Origin of the sequence: Sphingomonas sp. Leaf21 (assembly GCF_916858675.1) — a bacterium.
GTDB lineage: Bacteria > Pseudomonadota > Alphaproteobacteria > Sphingomonadales > Sphingomonadaceae > Sphingomonas.
In genome coordinates this window covers 46100-63452 of the sequence record NZ_CAKASM010000001.1, presented here as the reverse complement: position 1 = coordinate 63452, position 17353 = coordinate 46100, and the positions used below count along the sequence as shown (strand labels likewise).

Sequence of the window (17353 nt, the reverse complement as noted above, 5' to 3'; positions counted from 1 at the left end):
CCGTGTCTCGCTTTGGCCTAACCGATGGGCATGGCGGTTCCTTCGCACGCAACGCTTGCCCATGGGCTCCTCGCATGACCGCGACGATCGCCCTGGTCGATGACGACCGGAACATCCTGACATCGGTCTCGATCGCGCTTCAGGCGGAGGGATTCGTCACGCGGATCTATGCCGATGGCGAGGCCGCGTTGAAGGCGCTGATCGACAATCCGCCCGACCTGGCGATCTTCGATATCAAGATGCCACGGATGGACGGGCTGGAGCTGCTTCGCCGCCTGCGCGAGAAGAGCCAGATTCCGGTCATCTTCCTGACCAGCAAGGACGACGAGCTGGACGAGGCGCTGGGACTCGCGATGGGCGCGGACGACTATATCGCCAAGCCGTTCTCGCAGCGGCTGCTCATCGCGCGCATCCGTGCGATCCTCCGGCGATCGGAATATGTCGGTGCGCCGCAGGGAACGCCCGCCGTCGACGTGCAGGGCCCGTTGACGCGCGGTGCGCTGGCGATGGACCCCGCCCGCCACCGTGTGACGTGGAAGGACGAGCCGGTCACGCTGACCGTCACCGAGTTCCTGATCCTGGAAACGCTGGCACAGCGGCCGGGCATCGTGCGGACGCGCAACCAGCTTATGGATGCCGCCTATCAGGACGACATCTATGTCGATGACCGCACGATCGACAGCCATATCAAGCGCCTGCGCCGCAAGTTCCGTCAGGTCGACCCCGAATTCGACGCCATCGAGACGCTCTATGGCGCCGGCTACCGATTCTCCGAGGAGTGAAGCCTCCGACCTGGCGTTGCGCTGGTCGGGCCAGATTTCGCTGACGCAGCGAATCCTGGCGATCAACATCTTTGCCTTGCTGCTGCTGGCGGGCGGCTTCTTCTACCTCGACTCCTATCGCACCCGACTGCTCGACAATCGCGTCGAACAGTCGCTCCGCGAGGTCCGGTTGATGGGCGAGGCCCTGACCTCGGTGCGCAGCGAGGAGCGCGACCCGCTGGTCGTTCGCCTGGCGCGCGACACGGGCGCACGCCTCAGGCTGTTCGACGCCAGCGGACGGCTGCTGAGCGACAGCCGGGCATTGGGCATCCGCAACGTCGTCCTGCGCGATCCCGACAAGCAGGATCTCGGGCAGTCGATCGCGCGCTTCCTCGACGCGGCGATCGATACCGTCGTCGGCGCCGCTCGCCCGCCGCTCTATCGCGAGCGGCGAGGTGGTGCCGAATGGCCCGACGTTCGGGCCGCCCGACGCGGCCGCATCGCCGCGACCGTATGGCGAGCGCCCGACCGTACCCCGGTGATCACCGCCGCGGCCCCGCTCCCCAGCGGCGGCGCGATCATGGCCACCGAAAATGCCCGTTTCATAACCGAGACGGTACGAATCGAGCGGTTCCGGCTGAGCGTACTGCTCGCCCTCGTCGCGTTGATCTCGGTGCTGCTCTCGCTCTTTCTCGCACGCACCATCGTCCGCCCCCTGCGGCGTCTCGCCCGCGCCGCCGTGCGCGTCCGGCTCGGCCGCGCACGCGAAGTCGTCGTGCCACGCCTGCCCGATCGCCGCGACGAGCTTGGGATGCTCGCCCGCGCGCTGTCCGACATGAGCCTCGCCCTGCGCGCGCGGATCGATGCGACCGAGGCATTCGCCGCTGACGTGACGCACGAACTCAAGAACCCGCTCGCGTCGCTGCGCTCGGCGGTCGATACGCTCGAAACGGTGCACGACCCCGATCTGCAGGCGCAATTGCTGGCGATCGTACGCGACGACGTGCGGCGACTCGATCGCCTCATCACCGACATCTCCGACGCCTCGCGCCTCGATGCGCAGCTGAGTCGCGCCAAGTTCGACCCCGTCGACCTTCACGCGCTGCTCGCCGGGCTGATCGACCAGCGCGAGGCGCGCGGGGTGGAGCGTGGCATCCGCCTCCGCTTCGATGCCACCGAGCCGGGCCCCGCGATCATCTCGGGCGAGGGCGCTCGGCTGGAACGCGTATTCGAGAATCTGATCTCCAACGCGCTGTCCTTCTCCCCCGACGAGGCGGTCGTCGCGATCAGCCTGTCGCGCGAGCAGGACGATCTGGTCGTGCGGGTCGAGGATGAAGGACCCGGCGTCCCGGAAGACGCGCGAGAGGCGATCTTCCGCCGCTTCCACTCGATACGCCCCAGCTCTGAGGATTTCGGCCAGCATTCGGGGCTTGGCCTCGCCATCGCGCGGACCATCGTCGAGGCGCATCAGGGCCGCGTCCATGTCGAGTCGCGCGAGGATCGCCTGAGCGGCGCACGCTTCGTCGTCCGCCTGCCGCTGGCCCCGGTGGCATGACGTCGCCCCTCCCGGAGCTGATCCACGGGACCTGCGTCGCGATCGGCGAGACCGGCGTGCTGCTGCGCGGACCGTCCGGCGCCGGCAAGTCCGACCTCGCGCTGCGCCTGATCGACCGGGGCGCGATGCTGGTCGGCGACGATTATCTGCATGTCGGGGAGCGCGACGGCGCGGTCGGCGTGACGGTGCCCGCGACGATCGCCGGTCGGATCGAGGCACGCGGCGTCGGGATCGTCGCCCTCCCCTATCGCGCCTCGGCAACCATCGGCCTGGTAATCGATTTATCGTCCGAACCCGGTGACGAGGAACGGCTGCCGGAGGATCGGGAGACGATCCTCGCGGGCGTCGCGCTTCCGCTCTATCGGCTCAACCCGTTTCCCGCTTCGGCCCCGATCAAGGTCGAGCTCATGGTCATGCGTCTCAAGGATCGCCGCTAATGGACCGCAAACGTATCCTGTTGGTGACCGGCATGTCCGGTGCCGGCACGTCGACGACGCTCAAGACGCTCGAGGATCTTGGCTGGGAGGTGGTCGACAATCTGCCGCTGTTCCTGCTCGACGGCCTGCTGGAAGCCGCGCCACCACGCGGCATGGAGGGCAAGAACCGGCCGCTGGCGATCAGCATCGGCGTTCGCACCCGTGACTTCGCACCCGAACACATCGCACAGAGCATCCGCCGCCTGAACCAGAGCCCCAATCTGGCGATCGAGACGCTGTTCCTGAACTGCGGCGGCGCGGAGCTGAAGCGTCGCTATGCCGAGACGCGGCACCGCCATCCGCTCGCGATGGACCGCGCCGCGGATGACGGCATCGCCCATGAGCGCGCGATGCTGGCGCCGCTGCGCGACATGGCGGACCGACTGCTCGACACGACCAACATGACCAGCAACGATCTGGGCCAGTGGATCCGGGCCAACTACGCGGTCGAGGGGCTGAGCGAGCCGGTGCTGACCGTCATGTCCTTCGGCTTTTCCAAGGGGCTGCCGCGCAACGCCGATCTGGTGTTCGACATGCGCTTCCTGCGCAATCCGCATTGGTCGGCCGAATTGCGGCCCGGCACCGGGCTGGACCAGGGCGTGATCGACTATATCCGCAGCGATCCCGCCTACGAGACGTCGGTCGGGCAGATCGAGGCGCTGCTAGACACGCTGGTGCCGCGCTACATCGCGTCGGGCAAATCCTACATCACCATCGCGATCGGATGTACCGGAGGGAGACATCGCTCGGTCCATGTCGCCGAACGGCTTGCGGGACGGTTGCGCCGGAACGGTTTTTCGCCCACGGTGATACATCGTGATTTGAGTGCCGTGCCGAAAGACTCACTGGAAGCCGGGCCGGCCAAGCAATGATGGATATGCGTGTCTGACATGATCGGTCTGGTTCTGGTGACGCACGGGCGGCTCGCCGATGAGTTCGTGACCGCGATGATTCACGTGGTCGGCCCTCAGGAGCGGATCGCGACGATCGCGATCGGACCCGATGACGATATGGAGGAGCGGCGCACCGACATCGCCGCCGCCATCGCGACGGTGGATGCCGGGCGCGGCGTCATCGTGCTGACCGACCTGTTCGGCGGCACGCCCTCCAACCTCGCCATCTCTCTGATGGAGCGCGGCCGGGTCGAGGTGATCGCGGGCATGAACCTGCCGATGCTGATCCGTCTGGGCTCGGCGCGCAAATCGATGCAGGTGGTCGACGCGGTCGCCGCCGCGCGCGAGGCGGGCCGCAAATATATCTCGGTCGCCTCCGAGGTGCTGGGCGAGGCCGCCGCATGACGGAGCAGTCGCGGACCGTCCTCATCACCAATCGTCGCGGGCTCCACGCACGTGCCAGCGCCAAGTTCGTCACCCTTGCCTCGACACAGCCGTGCGAAGTCCGGGTCGGCAAGGACGGCAGCACGGTGACGGGCACCTCGATCATGGGCCTGATGATGCTGGGCGCGGCGATGGGCGACACCATCACGATCAGCGCGGCGGGCGACGGTGCCGACGCGACGGTCGAGGCGCTCGCGGCGCTGGTGGAAGCCAAGTTCGGCGAAGACTGATGCCGCGCGAGATTACCGCCTATTCCAACCCGCTGATCAAGTGGGTCCGCGATCTGCGCGACAAGCGCCATCGCAAGCAAGCCCGCCAGTTCCTGGCCGAGGGCCTGCGCATCCTGACCGAAGCGCGTGAGACGGGACGTATCCCGACACTGCTGTTCTTCGCCAGGCCCTCGGCCAGCCATCCGCTGGTTCGCGAACTGATCGACGCGGTCGAAGCGTCGGACGGCGAGGCGATCGAGACGACGCCAGATATCCTTTCGAAGTTGTCGGGCAAGGACAATCCCCAGGCGGTCGTCGGCGTGTTCGAGGAACTCGGCGCCACGCTGGACGATCTGGATCGCAACGCGGCCGGGATATGGCTGGTCGCCGAGCGCCTGCGCGATCCCGGCAATCTGGGAACGATCCTGCGCACCGGTGACGCGGTGGGCGCCGGTGGGCTGATCCTGATCGGCGAGTGCGTCGATCCCTTCTCGGTCGAAGCCGTGCGCGCGAGCATGGGGGCGCTGTTCACCGTGCCGATCGTGCGGACCGAGTGGCAGCCGTTCCTCGAATGGTTGCGGCAGGGTCCGGGCCAGCTGGTGGGCCTCAGCCTCGACACCGAATCGGATTACCGCGCGGCGCGCTATTCGGCCCCGACCTTCCTGTTGACCGGCAACGAGGCCCAGGGGATGCCGGAGGACTATGCGGCCGCCTGCGATACGCTGGTCAAGATTCCGATGCTTGGCAAGGCGGACAGCCTTAACGCGGCAGTCGCGACGGCGGTGATGGCCTATGAGGTCCTGGCGCAACAGGGCGGCGCGAAGGCGGGCTGATCGCGGTTCCCTGTTGAGCCTGAGCGACGTCGAAGGCCACGCCCCGAACGGCAGGCGCGCCCCACGACCAACCCCATAAAACGTCAGGACGCCTCCGCCGCCTCGCCAGCGTCGGTCAGTTCGGCAACCGGCATCAGCTTGGTCAACGGACGCACGGCCTGTTCACCCAGCGGAGGCTGTTCGATGCTCTTGCCCCCGGTATCGATGTTCAGCGCCTCGAAACGCCGGGCGCTGGTCAGCACCTGGCTCTCCAGGCTACCGACAAAGGCATTATAGGCGGTCATCGCGGTGTCGAGATTCTTGCCCAGCTTCGACACATGCCCGCCCATCACCGCGAGCCGCGCATACAGCTCCTTGCCGAGCGCGCCGATCTGCCGCGCTTCCTGCGCCAGCTTCTCCTGCCGCCATACCGCCGCCACCGTCCGCGCGATCGCGATCAGATTGGTCGGGGTCGCCAGCAGCACGCGCTTGTCGAACGCGAAGTCCCACAATGTCGGGTCATGCTCCAGCGCGGCCGACAGGAAATGCTCGCCCGGCACGAACATGATGACATAGTCGGGCGCGTCCTCGAACTGGTTCCAGTAGCTCTTGTTGCCGAGACCGTTGACATGCGCGCGCATCGCCGCGGCGTGGCGCGACAGGCCCGCAAGCCGCTCGACCTCGTCGACCGCTCCGAACGCGTCCTGATAGTCGTTGAGCGAGACCTTGGCATCGATCACCAGCGCCTTGCCGCCCGGCACCCGGACGATCGCGTCGGGACGCAGCCGCCCGCCTTCGCCGTCCGCGACGCTGACCTCGGTCTGGAAATCGGCATGTTCGGACAACCCGCAGCTTTCCAGCACGTTGCGAAGCTGCTGCTCGCCCCAGCGACCACGGGCCTTCGGCGCGTTGCGGAGCGCATTGACCAGCTTGGCCGCCTCGCCCGAGACGCGCTCCTGCCCGATCCGCATCGCCTCGATCTGGCCCTTGAGTTCGCCGAACGCATCGCGGCGTTCGTCCTCGACCTTGCGGACACCGTCTTCATAGCGTTGCAGCCGCTGGTGAACGGGATCGAGCAGCGCCTTCAGCGTCTGTCCCGACGCCTCTTCCGACTGGCGGAAGCGCGCCTCGGCGCGTTCGAGGAACTGGCGCTGCGCGACTTCGAGTGCGCGCGCCGCCGCTTCGCCGAACTGCGTGTTGATCTGCTCGCGCGCCCTGCCCAGCGCCTCCAGAGTCAGGGCGTGTGCCGCCTCGCGCTCCTGCGCGCGCGCCTGTACCTCGGCCAGCTCGCGGAGCGCGGCGTTGCGCTCCGCCTCGACCGCGTCGCGCGCGGCGCGGATCACGTCGAGATCGGCGGCGCGACCACGCAATTCGGCCAGCGCCTGAAGCGCCTCGCTCTTGTCGCGTTCGGCCACGTCGCGCGCCGCGCGCAGTGGGTCGACCTCCGCCGCGCGCGCCCTTGCGGTCGCCAGTTCGGCGGCCAGGCTATCGGCGGTCCGCTTGGCGGCCAGCCATCCGGCCAGCCCCCCGACAAGGAGCGCCAGCAGCGCGACGACGATCAATTCGGGCATCATGTAAACCTGTCAGAACCAAGGACAGGCCGGAACATAGAACGAACGATCGGGATCGAACAGGGGCAATCGCCCGTCACGCCCGACCGATGCGCCGATCAGCCCTTTCGCAGCTTGCCCAGCTTGCGCATCAGCATGTCGCGCTTCAACCGGCTGACGTGATCGATGAACAGCACGCCGTTCAGATGGTCGATCTCATGCTGCATACAGGTGGCGAGCAGGCCGTCGAGTTCCGCCTCATGCGCCGCGCCCTTCTCGTCCAGCCACTTGACCTGGCACCTGGCGGGGCGCTTCACCTCGGCATATTGTTCGGGGATCGAGAGGCAGCCCTCGTTATAGGTGGACAGCTCTTCGCTGACCGACAGGACCTCCGGGTTGATATAGGCCCTGGGGTTCTTGACCGGCTTGCCTTCCTCATCCTCTTCCTCCTGAAGATCGATGACGAGGACGCGCTTGTCGACGCCGACCTGGATCGCGGCCAGCCCGATGCCGTGCGCATCGTACATGGTGTCGATCATGTCGGTGACGAGCTGACGGATCGAGTCATCGACCGCCTCCACGGGCTTGGAGACGAGACGCAGGCGGGGGTCGGGAACTTCGACGATCGGGAGAATGGCCATGCCGGTTCGCTACGGCGCGGGCCGGGGACCGTCAAGACGGCGCATCAGACCACGGGCCGCCGCGCCCGCAACGCCTGCGCGAGCGTACCCTCGTCGAGATAGTCCAGCTCGCCCCCGACCGGCAGGCCATGCGCCAGTTGGGTGACGCGAACCGGAAAACGCTCGATCCGCTCGGCGATGTAATGCGCGGTCGTCTGGCCCTCCAGCGTGGCGTTCATCGCCAGCACGACCTCGTCGATCCCGCCCCCCTCGATCCGGCCGACCAGCGCGTCGATCGCGAGATCCTCCGGCCGGATCCCCTCCAGCGCCGATAGTCGCCCGCCGAGCACATGGAAGCGCCCCGGAAACAGCCGCGACCGCTCCAGCGCCCAAAGGTCGGCCACCTCCTCGACGACGCACAGCGCGCCCGCGTCGCGCCGGGGATCGACACAGATGGCACATGGATTGGCGGTGTCGATATTGCCGCAGAGGGCGCAGGTTTCCAGCCGCTCCTCCACCGCCGCCAGTGCCGTCAGCAACGGGGTCAGCGCCGCTTCGCGCTTTTTCAGGAGATGCAGCACCGCGCGCCGGGCGGAGCGAGGGCCAAGGCCGGGGATGCGCGCCAGCGCCTGGGTCAGCGCCTCGATCTCGGGGGATGCCATGACGAACAGATAGGGGGTTGCGCGCCATCCCGCCAGCGCAGAGAGACCATCGCCATGCGGATCATCTTCATGGGCACGCCGGGCTTTGCCGTCCCGGTTCTGGAAGGGCTGGCCGAGGCCGGACACGACATCGTCGCCAGCTACAGCCAGCCGCCGCGTCCCGGCGGGCGTCGCGGGCGCCAACTCGTCCCCTCGCCGGTCCAGCAGGCGGCGGAGGCACGCGGCATCCCGGTCCTGACACCGGTCAGCCTGCGCAATCCGGACGAGCAGGCGCGGTTCGCCGCGCATGACGCCGATGTCGCGGTGGTGGCGGCCTATGGCCTGATCCTGCCCCAGCCGATCCTCGACGCGCCGCGCCTGGGCTGCCTGAACGTCCATGGCTCGCTGCTGCCCCGGTGGCGGGGCGCGGCGCCGATCCAGCGGGCGATACTGGCGGGCGATGCGGTGACGGGCGTCGGGATCATGCAGATGGAAGCGGGGCTGGACACCGGCCCCGTCCGGCTGGAGGGATCGACCCCCATCGGGCGAAAGACCACCGGCGAGCTGACCGCAGAACTCGCCGCGATGGGCACCGACCTGATGGTCCGCGTGCTCGCTGATCCCGCACGCTATCCGGCCCGGCCCCAGCCCGCCGAGGGCGTCACCTATGCCGCCAAGATCGACAAGGCGGAAACGCGGCTGGACTTCACCCGAAGCGCGGTCGCGCTGGAGCGGCAGGTTCGCGCCTTTCACCCCGCCCCCGGTGCCTGGTTCGAATATCAGGGCGAGCGGATCAAGATCCTGGCCGCCGCGATCGAGGATCTGGACGGCAGCGCCGGTGAGGTGCTGGACGATCGGCTCACCATCGCCTGTGGCGAGGGGGCCATCCGCCCCGTCACGGTCCAACGCGCCGGGCGCGGCGTGTCCGGTGCCGACGACCTGCTGCGCGGCTTCGCGATTCCGGCGGGCACGCGACTTTGACGCGCTTCGCCCTCAGGGTCGAATTTGACGGGCGCCCCTTCATGGGCTGGCAGCGACAGTCGCATGGGCCGAGCGTGCAGCAGGCGCTGGAGGACGCGATCCATGCGATCACCGGCGAGCGGACCGCCGTCCATGCCGCCGGTCGGACCGATGCGGGCGTGCACGGACTGGCGATGCGCGCGCATGTCGATATCGCCAGGCCGATCGCGCCCTTCCGGCTGATGGAGGCGATCAACGCTCGCGCCCGGCCCGCGCCCGTGGCGGTCCTCGACTGTGTCGAGGTCGCCGACGACTGGCATGCACGCTTTTCATGCATCCGCCGGTCCTACGAATATCGGATCGTCAACCGCCGCGCGCCGCTGACCTTCGAAGCGGGGCTGGCGTGGCAGGTTCCACAGCCGCTCGACGAGCGCGCCATGGCCGAGGCCGCCCGGCATCTCGTGGGGCGGCATGACTTCACCACCTTCCGCTCGGTCCATTGCCAGGCGGACAGCCCGGTGCGGACGCTCGATCTGTTGATCGTCGAGCGGGACGGCGCGCGACTGTACGTCCGCGCCGCCGCCCGATCCTTCCTGCATCATCAGGTGCGGTCGATGGTCGGATGCCTTGCATTCGTCGGCATGGGCCGCTGGTCACCAGACGATGTCGCAGCGGCGCTGGCGGCGCGGGATCGGGCACGACTGGGCCTGAATGCGCCGCCCGACGGACTGTTCTTCGTCGCGGCGGATTATCCCGACGAAGCCTGACGCACGAAGCTCGCCGCCAGTTCGACATGCGTCGACCAGCGGAATTGCCCGACCGGCTGGACCCATCGCAACTGCCAACCCTGCTCGACCATCGCCTTGGCATCGCGCGCGAAGCTCGAAGGATTGCACGAGACATAGGCGACGGCTCGGACCTCCGCACCGGCCAGCGCGTCCGCCTGGTCGCGGGCGCCCGCACGCGGCGGGTCGAGCACGATCGCGTCGAACCGGTCCAGTTCCGCCTTGGTCAGCGGACGGCGATAGAGATCGCGGTGCTCGGCGAACACCGGGCGATGCTGCATGTTCGCAGCGCCCTTCAGCGACAGGATCGCATCGCGCGCGCCCTCCGCCGCATAGACCTTGCCCGGCAGTGCGAGCGCGAAGGTGCCCAGCCCGGCGAACAGGTCGGCGGTGGTGCGCGGCTGGCCGACGGCTTCGCGCACGGCGGCGACGAGCGCCGCCTCGCCGTCCGGCGTCGCTTGAAGGAAGGCACCGGCGGGCAACGGAACGGCGACCCCGCCCAGGGTGATGGTCACCGGCTCCGGCTCCCAACGCGTTTCGGCCCCGAGCCCGTCATCGACCGAAAAGCGTGCGACACCGTGGCGTTCGCAAAAGGCGATGATCGTCTCCGCTGCCTCCAGGCCATCCGGCGAGAAATGGGTCACAAGCACATCCGCGCCCTGATCCGCGATCGCCAGATGCACGTCGCCGCGCCGCCTGAACCCCAACCGCTGCAAAAGCCCGCGGAGCGGCGCGATCAGCGCGAAGAGGCGCGGATCGAGGATATGGCACTCGGCGATATCGATGATCGCGTGGCTCTTCTCCTCGGAAAAGCCGATCATCACGCGGCCGCCCTTGGCCTCGGCATGCAGGGTCGCGCGGCGGCGGCTGCGCGGGGGCGAAAGATGCGCCGGGCGCAAGGGCGCGGTCAGCCCCTGCGCATCGAGCGCCGCCGCGATACGGTCGGTGACGAAGCCCGCATAGCTCTCGTCGTCGAGATGCTGGAGCTGGCAACCGCCACAGCGGGGAAAATGGCCGCAGGGCGGCGTCTGGTGATGCGGGCCGGGGATGACCGCTCCGTCAGCCGACAGGGTATCGCCGGGCGCGGCAAAGGCGGCATGTCGCCCGGTCTCGGTCACGCCCTCACCTCGGGCAGCGACGCGGATGATGATATCGTTCATGCCATCAGCCTCTGACGGCGGAAAGTGCGTCTGCCAAGTCGTCCGCGATGAATGCCGCGCCGCAGGACCGCGCGGCCTGCGCATGGAGCCACACCCCTGCCTCCGCCGCCGCCAGCGGCTCCATGCCCGCCGCGAGCATCGCGCCGATCGCTCCGGCCAGCACGTCGCCGGTCCCGGCGGTCGAGAGCCAGGGGCTGGCCTCGGGGCACAGCAGCGCGCGGCCATCGGGCGCGGCGACGACCGTATCGGCGCCCTTGTGGACGACGATCGCACCGCTGCGCTCGGCCGCCCGGCGGGTCGCACGAAGCTTGCCGTCGGTGACGCTGCCGAACAGATGCTCGAATTCGCCGCCATGCGGGGTGAGGATCTTGGGCGGTTCGTGACGGTGCAAGGCCGCGATGTCGGCAAGGCGGAGCGCGTCGCCGTCGATCACCAAAGGTCGTCCGCTCGACAGCGCGGCGGACAGACGCGCCCGCGCATCGTCGTCGCGTCCGAGGCCGGGACCGACGACCAGTGCCCCGATCCGGTCCTCCGCAAGCGCGTCGGCGGAATAGCGGCGACGCACGATCGCATGAGGCTGTGCCGATGCCGCCGGATCGGTCGACAGATGAAGGACATAGCCCGCCCCTGCGCGCAGCGCGGCCGTCGCGGCCAGTTCGGACGCGCCCGACATGCTACCCGCGACGATCGCAACCATGCCACGGCTGTATTTGTGAGACGCCGCATCCGGCAGAGGCAAGGTCGGACGCCGCATCACGCGCGCCCCGCTATCGACGGCAACGCCGATCTCGACCAACCGCACCTGTCCCATATGCGACGCCGCCGGTTGTAGCAGGTGCGATGGCTTGACCGCGCCCAGCGCGAGGGTCACGTCGAAGCGTGGCACCTCGCCCAGAAGGATACCGTCGTCGCTCGCGATACCGCTGGGCAGGTCGATGGCGATGCGAAGCCACGCTTCCGATGCCAGACGGCGGAGAGCGGACTGCACCTCGCTCGCCGGAGCACGGGACAGACCGGTTCCGAAGATCGCATCGACGAGCACGGGCGCGCCGGGCGCTTCGGTTAGGCTGTCGACGGGACCGTCCCATCCGGCGCGCGCACGCCGGGCGCCCTCGCTCCGGGCCGCGTCACTGGCCGCGACCCGCACCGGCAGACCGCGCCGACGGAGAAGCGAAGCCGCGATATAGCCGTCGCCACCATTATTGCCGGGCCCACAGAGGACCAGCACCTCACGCCCGGCCGCCAGTCGCGCGACGGCTTCGGCGATGCCATATCCGGCGCGCTCCATCAGCGTGGCCTCCGTGGTGCCATCGGCCATGGTCCGACCTTCGGCCGCCCGCATCTCGGCGGCGGTCAGCACCGGGAGCCCCGCGATCGGGATCATCGCGGGCCGACCGTCGCGGGCAGGCGATAGCGATCCTCGCCGACTTGCACTTCGATCTGCCTCGCGTCCGCGACCGAGACCCGTGTCGGCTGCGCGCCGTCGGCGCTCGCCACGCCCTTGCCGTCATGGGTCACGCGCAGGCGGCGGAAGCCGCCATCGGGATGCCGCACGGTCAGGATCACGTCCTGACCGGCGGCCGACTGTTCGACCGTGCAGTCGCGGCTGAACCCCTGCGCACCCGCCAGCGCGCAATCGATCGGCAGGCCCGGCTTTTGCGCGGCGGCGGGGCCATCGGATTGCTCCGACCCCTGCCCGCCCGAACACCCCGCCAGCGCAAGCGCGCCGACCAGCAGCAGCCGATCAGATATCCGCATAGACATGGCGCTCGGACTTGGCGCCGGGATGGGTGACCGCGCCCTGATGCGCGGGGCCGACATTCTGGGCATAGCGCCACAACACGCCCGCCTGATAATCGTTCACCCGCGGGGTCCAGCGCGCGCGCCGTTCGTCGAGCACCGATGGCTCGATATGCAGGTCGATCGTCCCCGCCTCGGCATCGATACGGATGATGTCGCCGTCCTCGACCAGCGCGATCGGCCCGCAATCGGCCGCCTCGGGACCGACATGACCGATACAGAAACCGCGCGTCCCGCCCGAGAAGCGACCGTCGGTGATGAGCGCGACCTTCTCGCCCAGCCCCTGACCATATAGCGCGGCGGTGGTCGACAGCATCTCGCGCATACCGGGACCGCCCTTGGGCCCCTCATAGCGGATGACGACGACGGTGCCCTCGGTGATGGCCCGCGCCTCCACGGCGGCGAAGGCATCCTCCTCGCAGTCGAAGACCTTCGCGACGCCCTCGAACTGGAGGCGCTTCATGCCCGCCACCTTCACGATCGCGCCCTCGGGTGCCAGCGACCCGCGAAGCCCCACCACGCCGCCGGTCGGCGACAGCGGAGTCTTCACGTCGTAGATCACCTTCTGGTCGGGGTTCCAGGTAACCTCGTCGATATTCTCCGCCAGCGTCTTGCCGGTGACGGTGATGCAGTCGCCATGGAGATAGCCGCCCGCGAGCAGCGTCTTCATGAGCATATAGACACCGCCCGCCTCGTACATGTCCTTGGCGACATAGCGGCCGCCGGGCTTGAGGTCGGCGATATAGGGGGTGGTCTTGAAGATCTCGGCCACGTCGAACAGGTCGAAGTCGATCCCCGCTTCGTTCGCCATCGCGGGCAGATGAAGCCCCGCATTGGTCGATCCGCCGGTCGCGGCGACGACGCGGGCGGCGTTCTCGAATGCCTCGCGGGTACAGATGTCGCGCGGGCGCAGGTTGCGGGCGACCAGTTCCATCACCTGCTCGCCCGCCGCCTCGGCGATGCCGTGGCGATCGAGGAAGGGTGCGGGCATCATGTTGCTGTTGGGCAGCGACAGGCCGATCGCCTCGCCGACGCACGCCATGGTATTGGCGGTGAACTGGCCGCCGCACGCGCCGTGGCCCGGACAGGCGACCTTCTCCAGCGCGATCAGGTCGTGAAGCGGACAATTGCCCGCCGCATGCTGGCCCACCGCCTCGAACACGTCGACGACGGTCACGTCGCGATCCTGATGCCGACCGGGAAGGATCGATCCGCCATAGACGAAGATCGACGGCACGTTCAGGCGCAGCATCGCCATCATCATGCCGGGCAGCGACTTGTCGCACCCCGCGAAGCCGACCAGCGCGTCGTAACAGTGGCCGCGCACCGACAGCTCGACCGAGTCCGCGATGACCTCGCGGCTGACCAGCGAGGACTTCATGCCCTGATGGCCCATGGCGATGCCGTCGGTCACGGTGATCGTGTTGAACCGGCGCGGCATGCCTCCGCCCCGTATCACCCCGCCCTGCGCGGCATCGGCCTGCGCGTCGAGCGTGGTGTTGCACGGCGCCGAGTTGTTGCCCGCACTGGCCAGCGCGACGAACGGCTTGGCAATATCCTCTTCCTGGATACCCATCGCGTAATAGTAGCTGCGGTGCGGAGCGCGCTCGGGGCCGACGGAAACATGCCGCGACGGCAGGCGAGACTTATCGAATTGGCGTGTCATGGCGCAGGCCTATGTCGCGAGACCGGGCTTTGACGCAAGCAAATTTCGTTCGGGAGGGTCCGGATGACCCTCCCCGGCACGGCGAGACCTCACCACGGAGATGAGGGACGGCGGCTTTCCTCGCCGCGTGCCCGTCCACCACCGTTTCGTGGCGGTCCCCCTCCCCAAGCATGGCCTGGGGAGGATCGGATCAGAGAGAACCGAGGGCCTTGGCCACGCCGTCCATCGTGAACGGCTTTTGCAGGCGCGGGCGGTCGCGGAATCGCTCATCGACCGAATCGTCCGACCCGCCGGTCGCGAAAACGAAGGGCACGCCGCGTTCCGCCAACGCTTCGGCGACGGGGGTGCTCTTCTGGCCGCCACGCAGGTTGACGTCGAGGATGGCGGCGTCGATACCGCCCAGCGCGACACGGGCCAGCGCGTCATCCACGCTGTCCACGGTGCCCGCGACCTGTTTGTCGAGGACGTCCAGGAAATCCTCGAGCATCATGGCGATTAGGGGTTCGTCCTCGACGATGAGGATCTGCACGGGCTCTGTCATCGGCACCGCCATAACATGCTTTGCTCCGTCCGCCAGCCGCTAGTTGCGGGTCGCGTCCTGCGACAAGGCCGCCTGCGTCGCTTCCGCGAGCTGCTGGACCGAGAAGGGCTTAGGGAGAAAGCCGACATTGGGCAGCGTGATCGACTTGCGTAGCTGTTCCTCGGCATAGCCCGACATGAACAGGACGGCGAGGTCGGGATAGCGCTTGCGGACATGTCCGACCATCATCGGGCCGTCCATCGTCGGCATGACCACGTCCGAGATCAGCAGGTCGGGCTTGCCGTGTTTGTCGAGCATTTCCAATGCCGCCTCACCATTCTCGGCCGAAATCACCGTGTAGCCCTGTCGGGACAAGGCGCGCTCGGCGACGGCGCGGACCATGTCCTCGTCCTCGACCAGCAGGATCGTGCCCGAGCCCCAGGGAGTCGCGGCACGAACGGCTGGCTTTTCCGGCAACGCCTTCGCCGTCGGCATGGCGGGTGCCGCATGGACGGGCAGATAGATCGAAAATTTGGCCCCGCCCCCCGGCGGCGAATCGGCGAATATATAGCCGCCCGACTGTTTGATGATTCCATAGACCGTCGACAGCCCGAGCCCGGTGCCCTTGCCCAGCTCCTTGGTCGTGAAGAAGGGCTCGAATATCTTGGGCAGGATTTCCAGCGGGATGCCCGTGCCGTTATCGGCGATCGTCAGCGCGGTATAGTCGGCGGCGGGCAGGATATCGCTGCCCATCGTGCGAACGTCGGCCATCGACACCGCACGTGTCTGGATGGTCAGGATGCCGCCGCCCGCCGGTTCGTTCTCCAGGATCGCGTCGCGGGCATTGACCGCCAGGTTGACGACGACCTGCTCCAACTGCCCCGGATCGGCGCGGACCGGACCCAGGTTGCGGCCATGGCTGACGTCCAGCCGCACCCGCTCGCCGAGCAGTCGCTTGAGCAGGTTGGATACCTCCGACACCACGTCGGGAAGTTGCAGTATCTGGGGACGAAGCGTCTGCTGTCGCGAGAAGGCGAGGAGCTGGCGCGTCAGGCTGGCCGCGCGGTTGGAGTTGGTCCGGATCTGCTGGATATCGTCATAGTCGCTATCGCCGGGCGAATGGCGCATCAGCATCAGGTCGCAATGCCCGATGATCGCGGTCAGGATGTTGTTGAAGTCGTGCGCGACGCCGCCCGCAAGCTGGCCCACCGCCTGCATCTTGGTCGCCTGTGCCACCTCTCGCTTGAGGCGGCTTTCCTCCGAATTGTCCTTGAGGCTCAGCAGCACGGCCGCATCCCCGAGCCCGCGCGCGCCCGCGATGGTCAGCGCCACAGGTTCCTCGGGGTGATCCTTCAGCCGGACCGCCATGTCGGCGCTGTGGGTCGCGCCCCCGGCAAAGCGGCGGATCGCGTCGGCGACCGCGGCCTTGTCCTCGCGCACCACCAGATCGCCCGGATAGAGCGGCGGGGTCGCGCCCTTGACCCCGGCGGCGCGCATGAAGGCGGAATTCATCTGGATGAAGCGTCCGTCGCGATCGACCAGCGCGATGCCGAAGGGCATGAGCGAGACGAGGCCACGCACATGGCTGCCCACGCTCGCACCCGCCGGGGCGACCAGCTGCTCCTCCTCGTCGAGCAGAATGACCAGCATCGGTGCCGCCTCCCCCTCGACGAAGGGGATTTGCAGGATGCGCAGCGGTCGGCCATCGCCCTTGCCCAGTTCGGCGGCGAAGCGCACCTGCCCCCCCGGGTCGTGCATCAGGAAGGTTGCGAAGTCGCGACCGACGATCGACCGCATCTCCCCGCCCATCGCCCGCGCGCACAGGACACGATTGGCCGCACGGACCCGGCCGTCGGGGGCGATCAGCGCGGCCATGATCCCGGCGGCGCCCAGCCGGTCGCCCTGCAACCCGCCGATCAGTCGCTCGACCGTCTCGGCGAGATCCTGTTCCTGCGCGACCGCGAAGCGCCAGACCAGCATATCGGCTTCGTCGCCGGCGCGTGTGACCAGCACCGACAACTGGGTGCCCATCACCGCGATCCGGTCGGCACGACCCAGTCCGTCGCGCCACGCCGTCCGCCCCGCCTGCGCCAACGCCTCGACCGCCGTCGCATCGAGCGGCACGCCCGGCGGCGTCGGCATCATCGGGAAGAGCGAGGCATAGCCATCATTGGCGCAGACCAGCCGCCCCGCGCGATCGGTCACCGCGATCGCGTCATGGCTGGCATCGGCGACGACCCGCGCGAAATCCCAGTCGACGCTCCGCCGCGCCTGTTCGACTCGCGGCGTCAGCAGCCGCCACACCGTTATCATCCCGAAGGCGAGCAAGGCGGCGGCGAGGAACCCGGCCGCGACGATCCAGTTGCCCAGCGCCACGAACAGCAGCGCCGCCGCTCCCACCCCGCTCGCCGCCGAGACGAGGGCCGCGATGCGGACGGGGGTCAATATTGGGGGAGACGCGATCGCCATGATCAAACTCTTCGTCCGGCGACCCGGCACGG

Annotated in this window: 18 protein-coding genes; 9 read left to right on the top strand and 9 right to left on the bottom strand. The window is 68.4% G+C overall.

Translation table 11 applies throughout. The features are described from left to right. The first annotated feature begins 74 nt into the window (after positions 1-74). Genes LRP66_RS00305 through LRP66_RS00275 form a run of 7 tightly spaced genes read left to right on the top strand, consistent with a single transcriptional unit; the run spans position 75 to position 5171 of the window. Positions 75-782, top strand: a complete 708-nt coding sequence (locus LRP66_RS00305) for a response regulator transcription factor (protein ID WP_230480451.1) — start codon at positions 75-77, stop codon at positions 780-782. After that, on the top strand, positions 751-2316 hold the full coding sequence (locus LRP66_RS00300) for a sensor histidine kinase (protein ID WP_230480450.1): 1566 nt from the start codon (positions 751-753) through the stop codon (positions 2314-2316). Before LRP66_RS00305 ends, LRP66_RS00300 begins: the two co-directional genes overlap by 32 nt. Beyond that, the gene (locus LRP66_RS00295; protein WP_230480449.1) at positions 2313-2753 is read left to right on the top strand and encodes an HPr kinase/phosphorylase; all 441 of its coding nucleotides are present in this window, start codon (positions 2313-2315) and stop codon (positions 2751-2753) included. The genes LRP66_RS00300 and LRP66_RS00295 overlap by 4 nt, the downstream gene beginning before the upstream one ends. Further along, the gene (gene rapZ, locus LRP66_RS00290; protein WP_230480448.1) at positions 2753-3664 is read left to right on the top strand and encodes an RNase adapter RapZ; all 912 of its coding nucleotides are present in this window, start codon (positions 2753-2755) and stop codon (positions 3662-3664) included. The genes LRP66_RS00295 and rapZ overlap by 1 nt, the downstream gene beginning before the upstream one ends. A gap of 18 nt (positions 3665-3682) precedes the next feature. Beyond that, the gene (locus LRP66_RS00285) at positions 3683-4090 is read left to right on the top strand and encodes a PTS sugar transporter subunit IIA (RefSeq protein WP_230480923.1); all 408 of its coding nucleotides are present in this window, start codon (positions 3683-3685) and stop codon (positions 4088-4090) included. Then, positions 4087-4359, top strand: coding sequence for an HPr family phosphocarrier protein (locus tag LRP66_RS00280; RefSeq protein WP_230480447.1), 273 nt, complete (start codon positions 4087-4089; stop codon positions 4357-4359). Before LRP66_RS00285 ends, LRP66_RS00280 begins: the two co-directional genes overlap by 4 nt. Further along, positions 4359-5171 (top strand): TrmH family RNA methyltransferase, encoded by an 813-nt coding sequence (locus LRP66_RS00275; RefSeq protein ID WP_230480446.1) that lies wholly within the window; start codon positions 4359-4361, stop codon positions 5169-5171. The genes LRP66_RS00280 and LRP66_RS00275 overlap by 1 nt, the downstream gene beginning before the upstream one ends. Positions 5172-5254: 83 nt before the next feature. Here the strand turns inward: LRP66_RS00275 and rmuC are convergent, their stop codons facing one another. From rmuC to recR, 3 genes are all read right to left on the bottom strand, one after another. Further along, positions 5255-6721: a DNA recombination protein RmuC gene (gene rmuC, locus LRP66_RS00270; protein WP_230480922.1), complete on the bottom strand. Its 1467-nt coding sequence runs from the start codon at positions 6719-6721 to the stop codon at positions 5255-5257. 98 nt (positions 6722-6819) lie between these two features. Next, a complete protein-coding gene (gene def, locus LRP66_RS00265) occupies positions 6820-7341 on the bottom strand; it encodes a peptide deformylase (RefSeq protein ID WP_230480445.1) in 522 nt (173 codons plus the stop codon). A 44-nt stretch (positions 7342-7385) separates the two neighbouring features. Further along, on the bottom strand, positions 7386-7982 hold the full coding sequence (recR, locus tag LRP66_RS00260) for a recombination mediator RecR (RefSeq protein ID WP_230480444.1): 597 nt from the start codon (positions 7980-7982) through the stop codon (positions 7386-7388). 54 nt (positions 7983-8036) lie between these two features. Here recR and fmt point away from each other — a divergent pair, with 54 nt between their 5' ends. Then, on the top strand, positions 8037-8942 hold the full coding sequence (fmt, locus tag LRP66_RS00255) for a methionyl-tRNA formyltransferase (RefSeq protein ID WP_230480443.1): 906 nt from the start codon (positions 8037-8039) through the stop codon (positions 8940-8942). Beyond that, on the top strand, positions 8939-9688 hold the full coding sequence (gene truA / locus LRP66_RS00250; RefSeq protein WP_230480442.1) for a tRNA pseudouridine(38-40) synthase TruA: 750 nt from the start codon (positions 8939-8941) through the stop codon (positions 9686-9688). Before fmt ends, truA begins: the two co-directional genes overlap by 4 nt. Here the strand turns inward: truA and LRP66_RS00245 are convergent. The 6 genes from LRP66_RS00245 to LRP66_RS00220 all read right to left on the bottom strand — a co-directional run bounded on the left by LRP66_RS00245 (position 9670) and on the right by LRP66_RS00220 (position 17321). Continuing rightward, entirely contained in the window at positions 9670-10866 is a 1197-nt protein-coding gene (locus tag LRP66_RS00245) for a class I SAM-dependent RNA methyltransferase (RefSeq protein ID WP_230480441.1), read from the bottom strand. The two genes, truA and LRP66_RS00245, sit on opposite strands and share 19 nt — an antisense overlap. 4 nt (positions 10867-10870) lie before the next feature. Continuing rightward, positions 10871-12250 (bottom strand): NAD(P)H-hydrate dehydratase, encoded by a 1380-nt coding sequence (locus LRP66_RS00240; RefSeq protein ID WP_230480440.1) that lies wholly within the window; start codon positions 12248-12250, stop codon positions 10871-10873. Beyond that, on the bottom strand, positions 12247-12624 hold the full coding sequence (locus LRP66_RS00235) for a hypothetical protein (RefSeq protein ID WP_230480439.1): 378 nt from the start codon (positions 12622-12624) through the stop codon (positions 12247-12249). Before LRP66_RS00235 ends, LRP66_RS00240 begins: the two co-directional genes overlap by 4 nt. Next, positions 12611-14332, bottom strand: a complete 1722-nt coding sequence (gene ilvD / locus LRP66_RS00230; RefSeq protein WP_230480438.1) for a dihydroxy-acid dehydratase — start codon at positions 14330-14332, stop codon at positions 12611-12613. The genes LRP66_RS00235 and ilvD overlap by 14 nt, the downstream gene beginning before the upstream one ends. A gap of 190 nt (positions 14333-14522) precedes the next feature. Further along, entirely contained in the window at positions 14523-14885 is a 363-nt protein-coding gene (locus tag LRP66_RS00225) for a response regulator (protein ID WP_443026645.1), read from the bottom strand. A gap of 27 nt (positions 14886-14912) precedes the next feature. Next, positions 14913-17321, bottom strand: coding sequence for a hybrid sensor histidine kinase/response regulator (locus tag LRP66_RS00220; RefSeq protein WP_230480437.1), 2409 nt, complete (start codon positions 17319-17321; stop codon positions 14913-14915). Positions 17322-17353 lie beyond the last annotated feature (32 nt).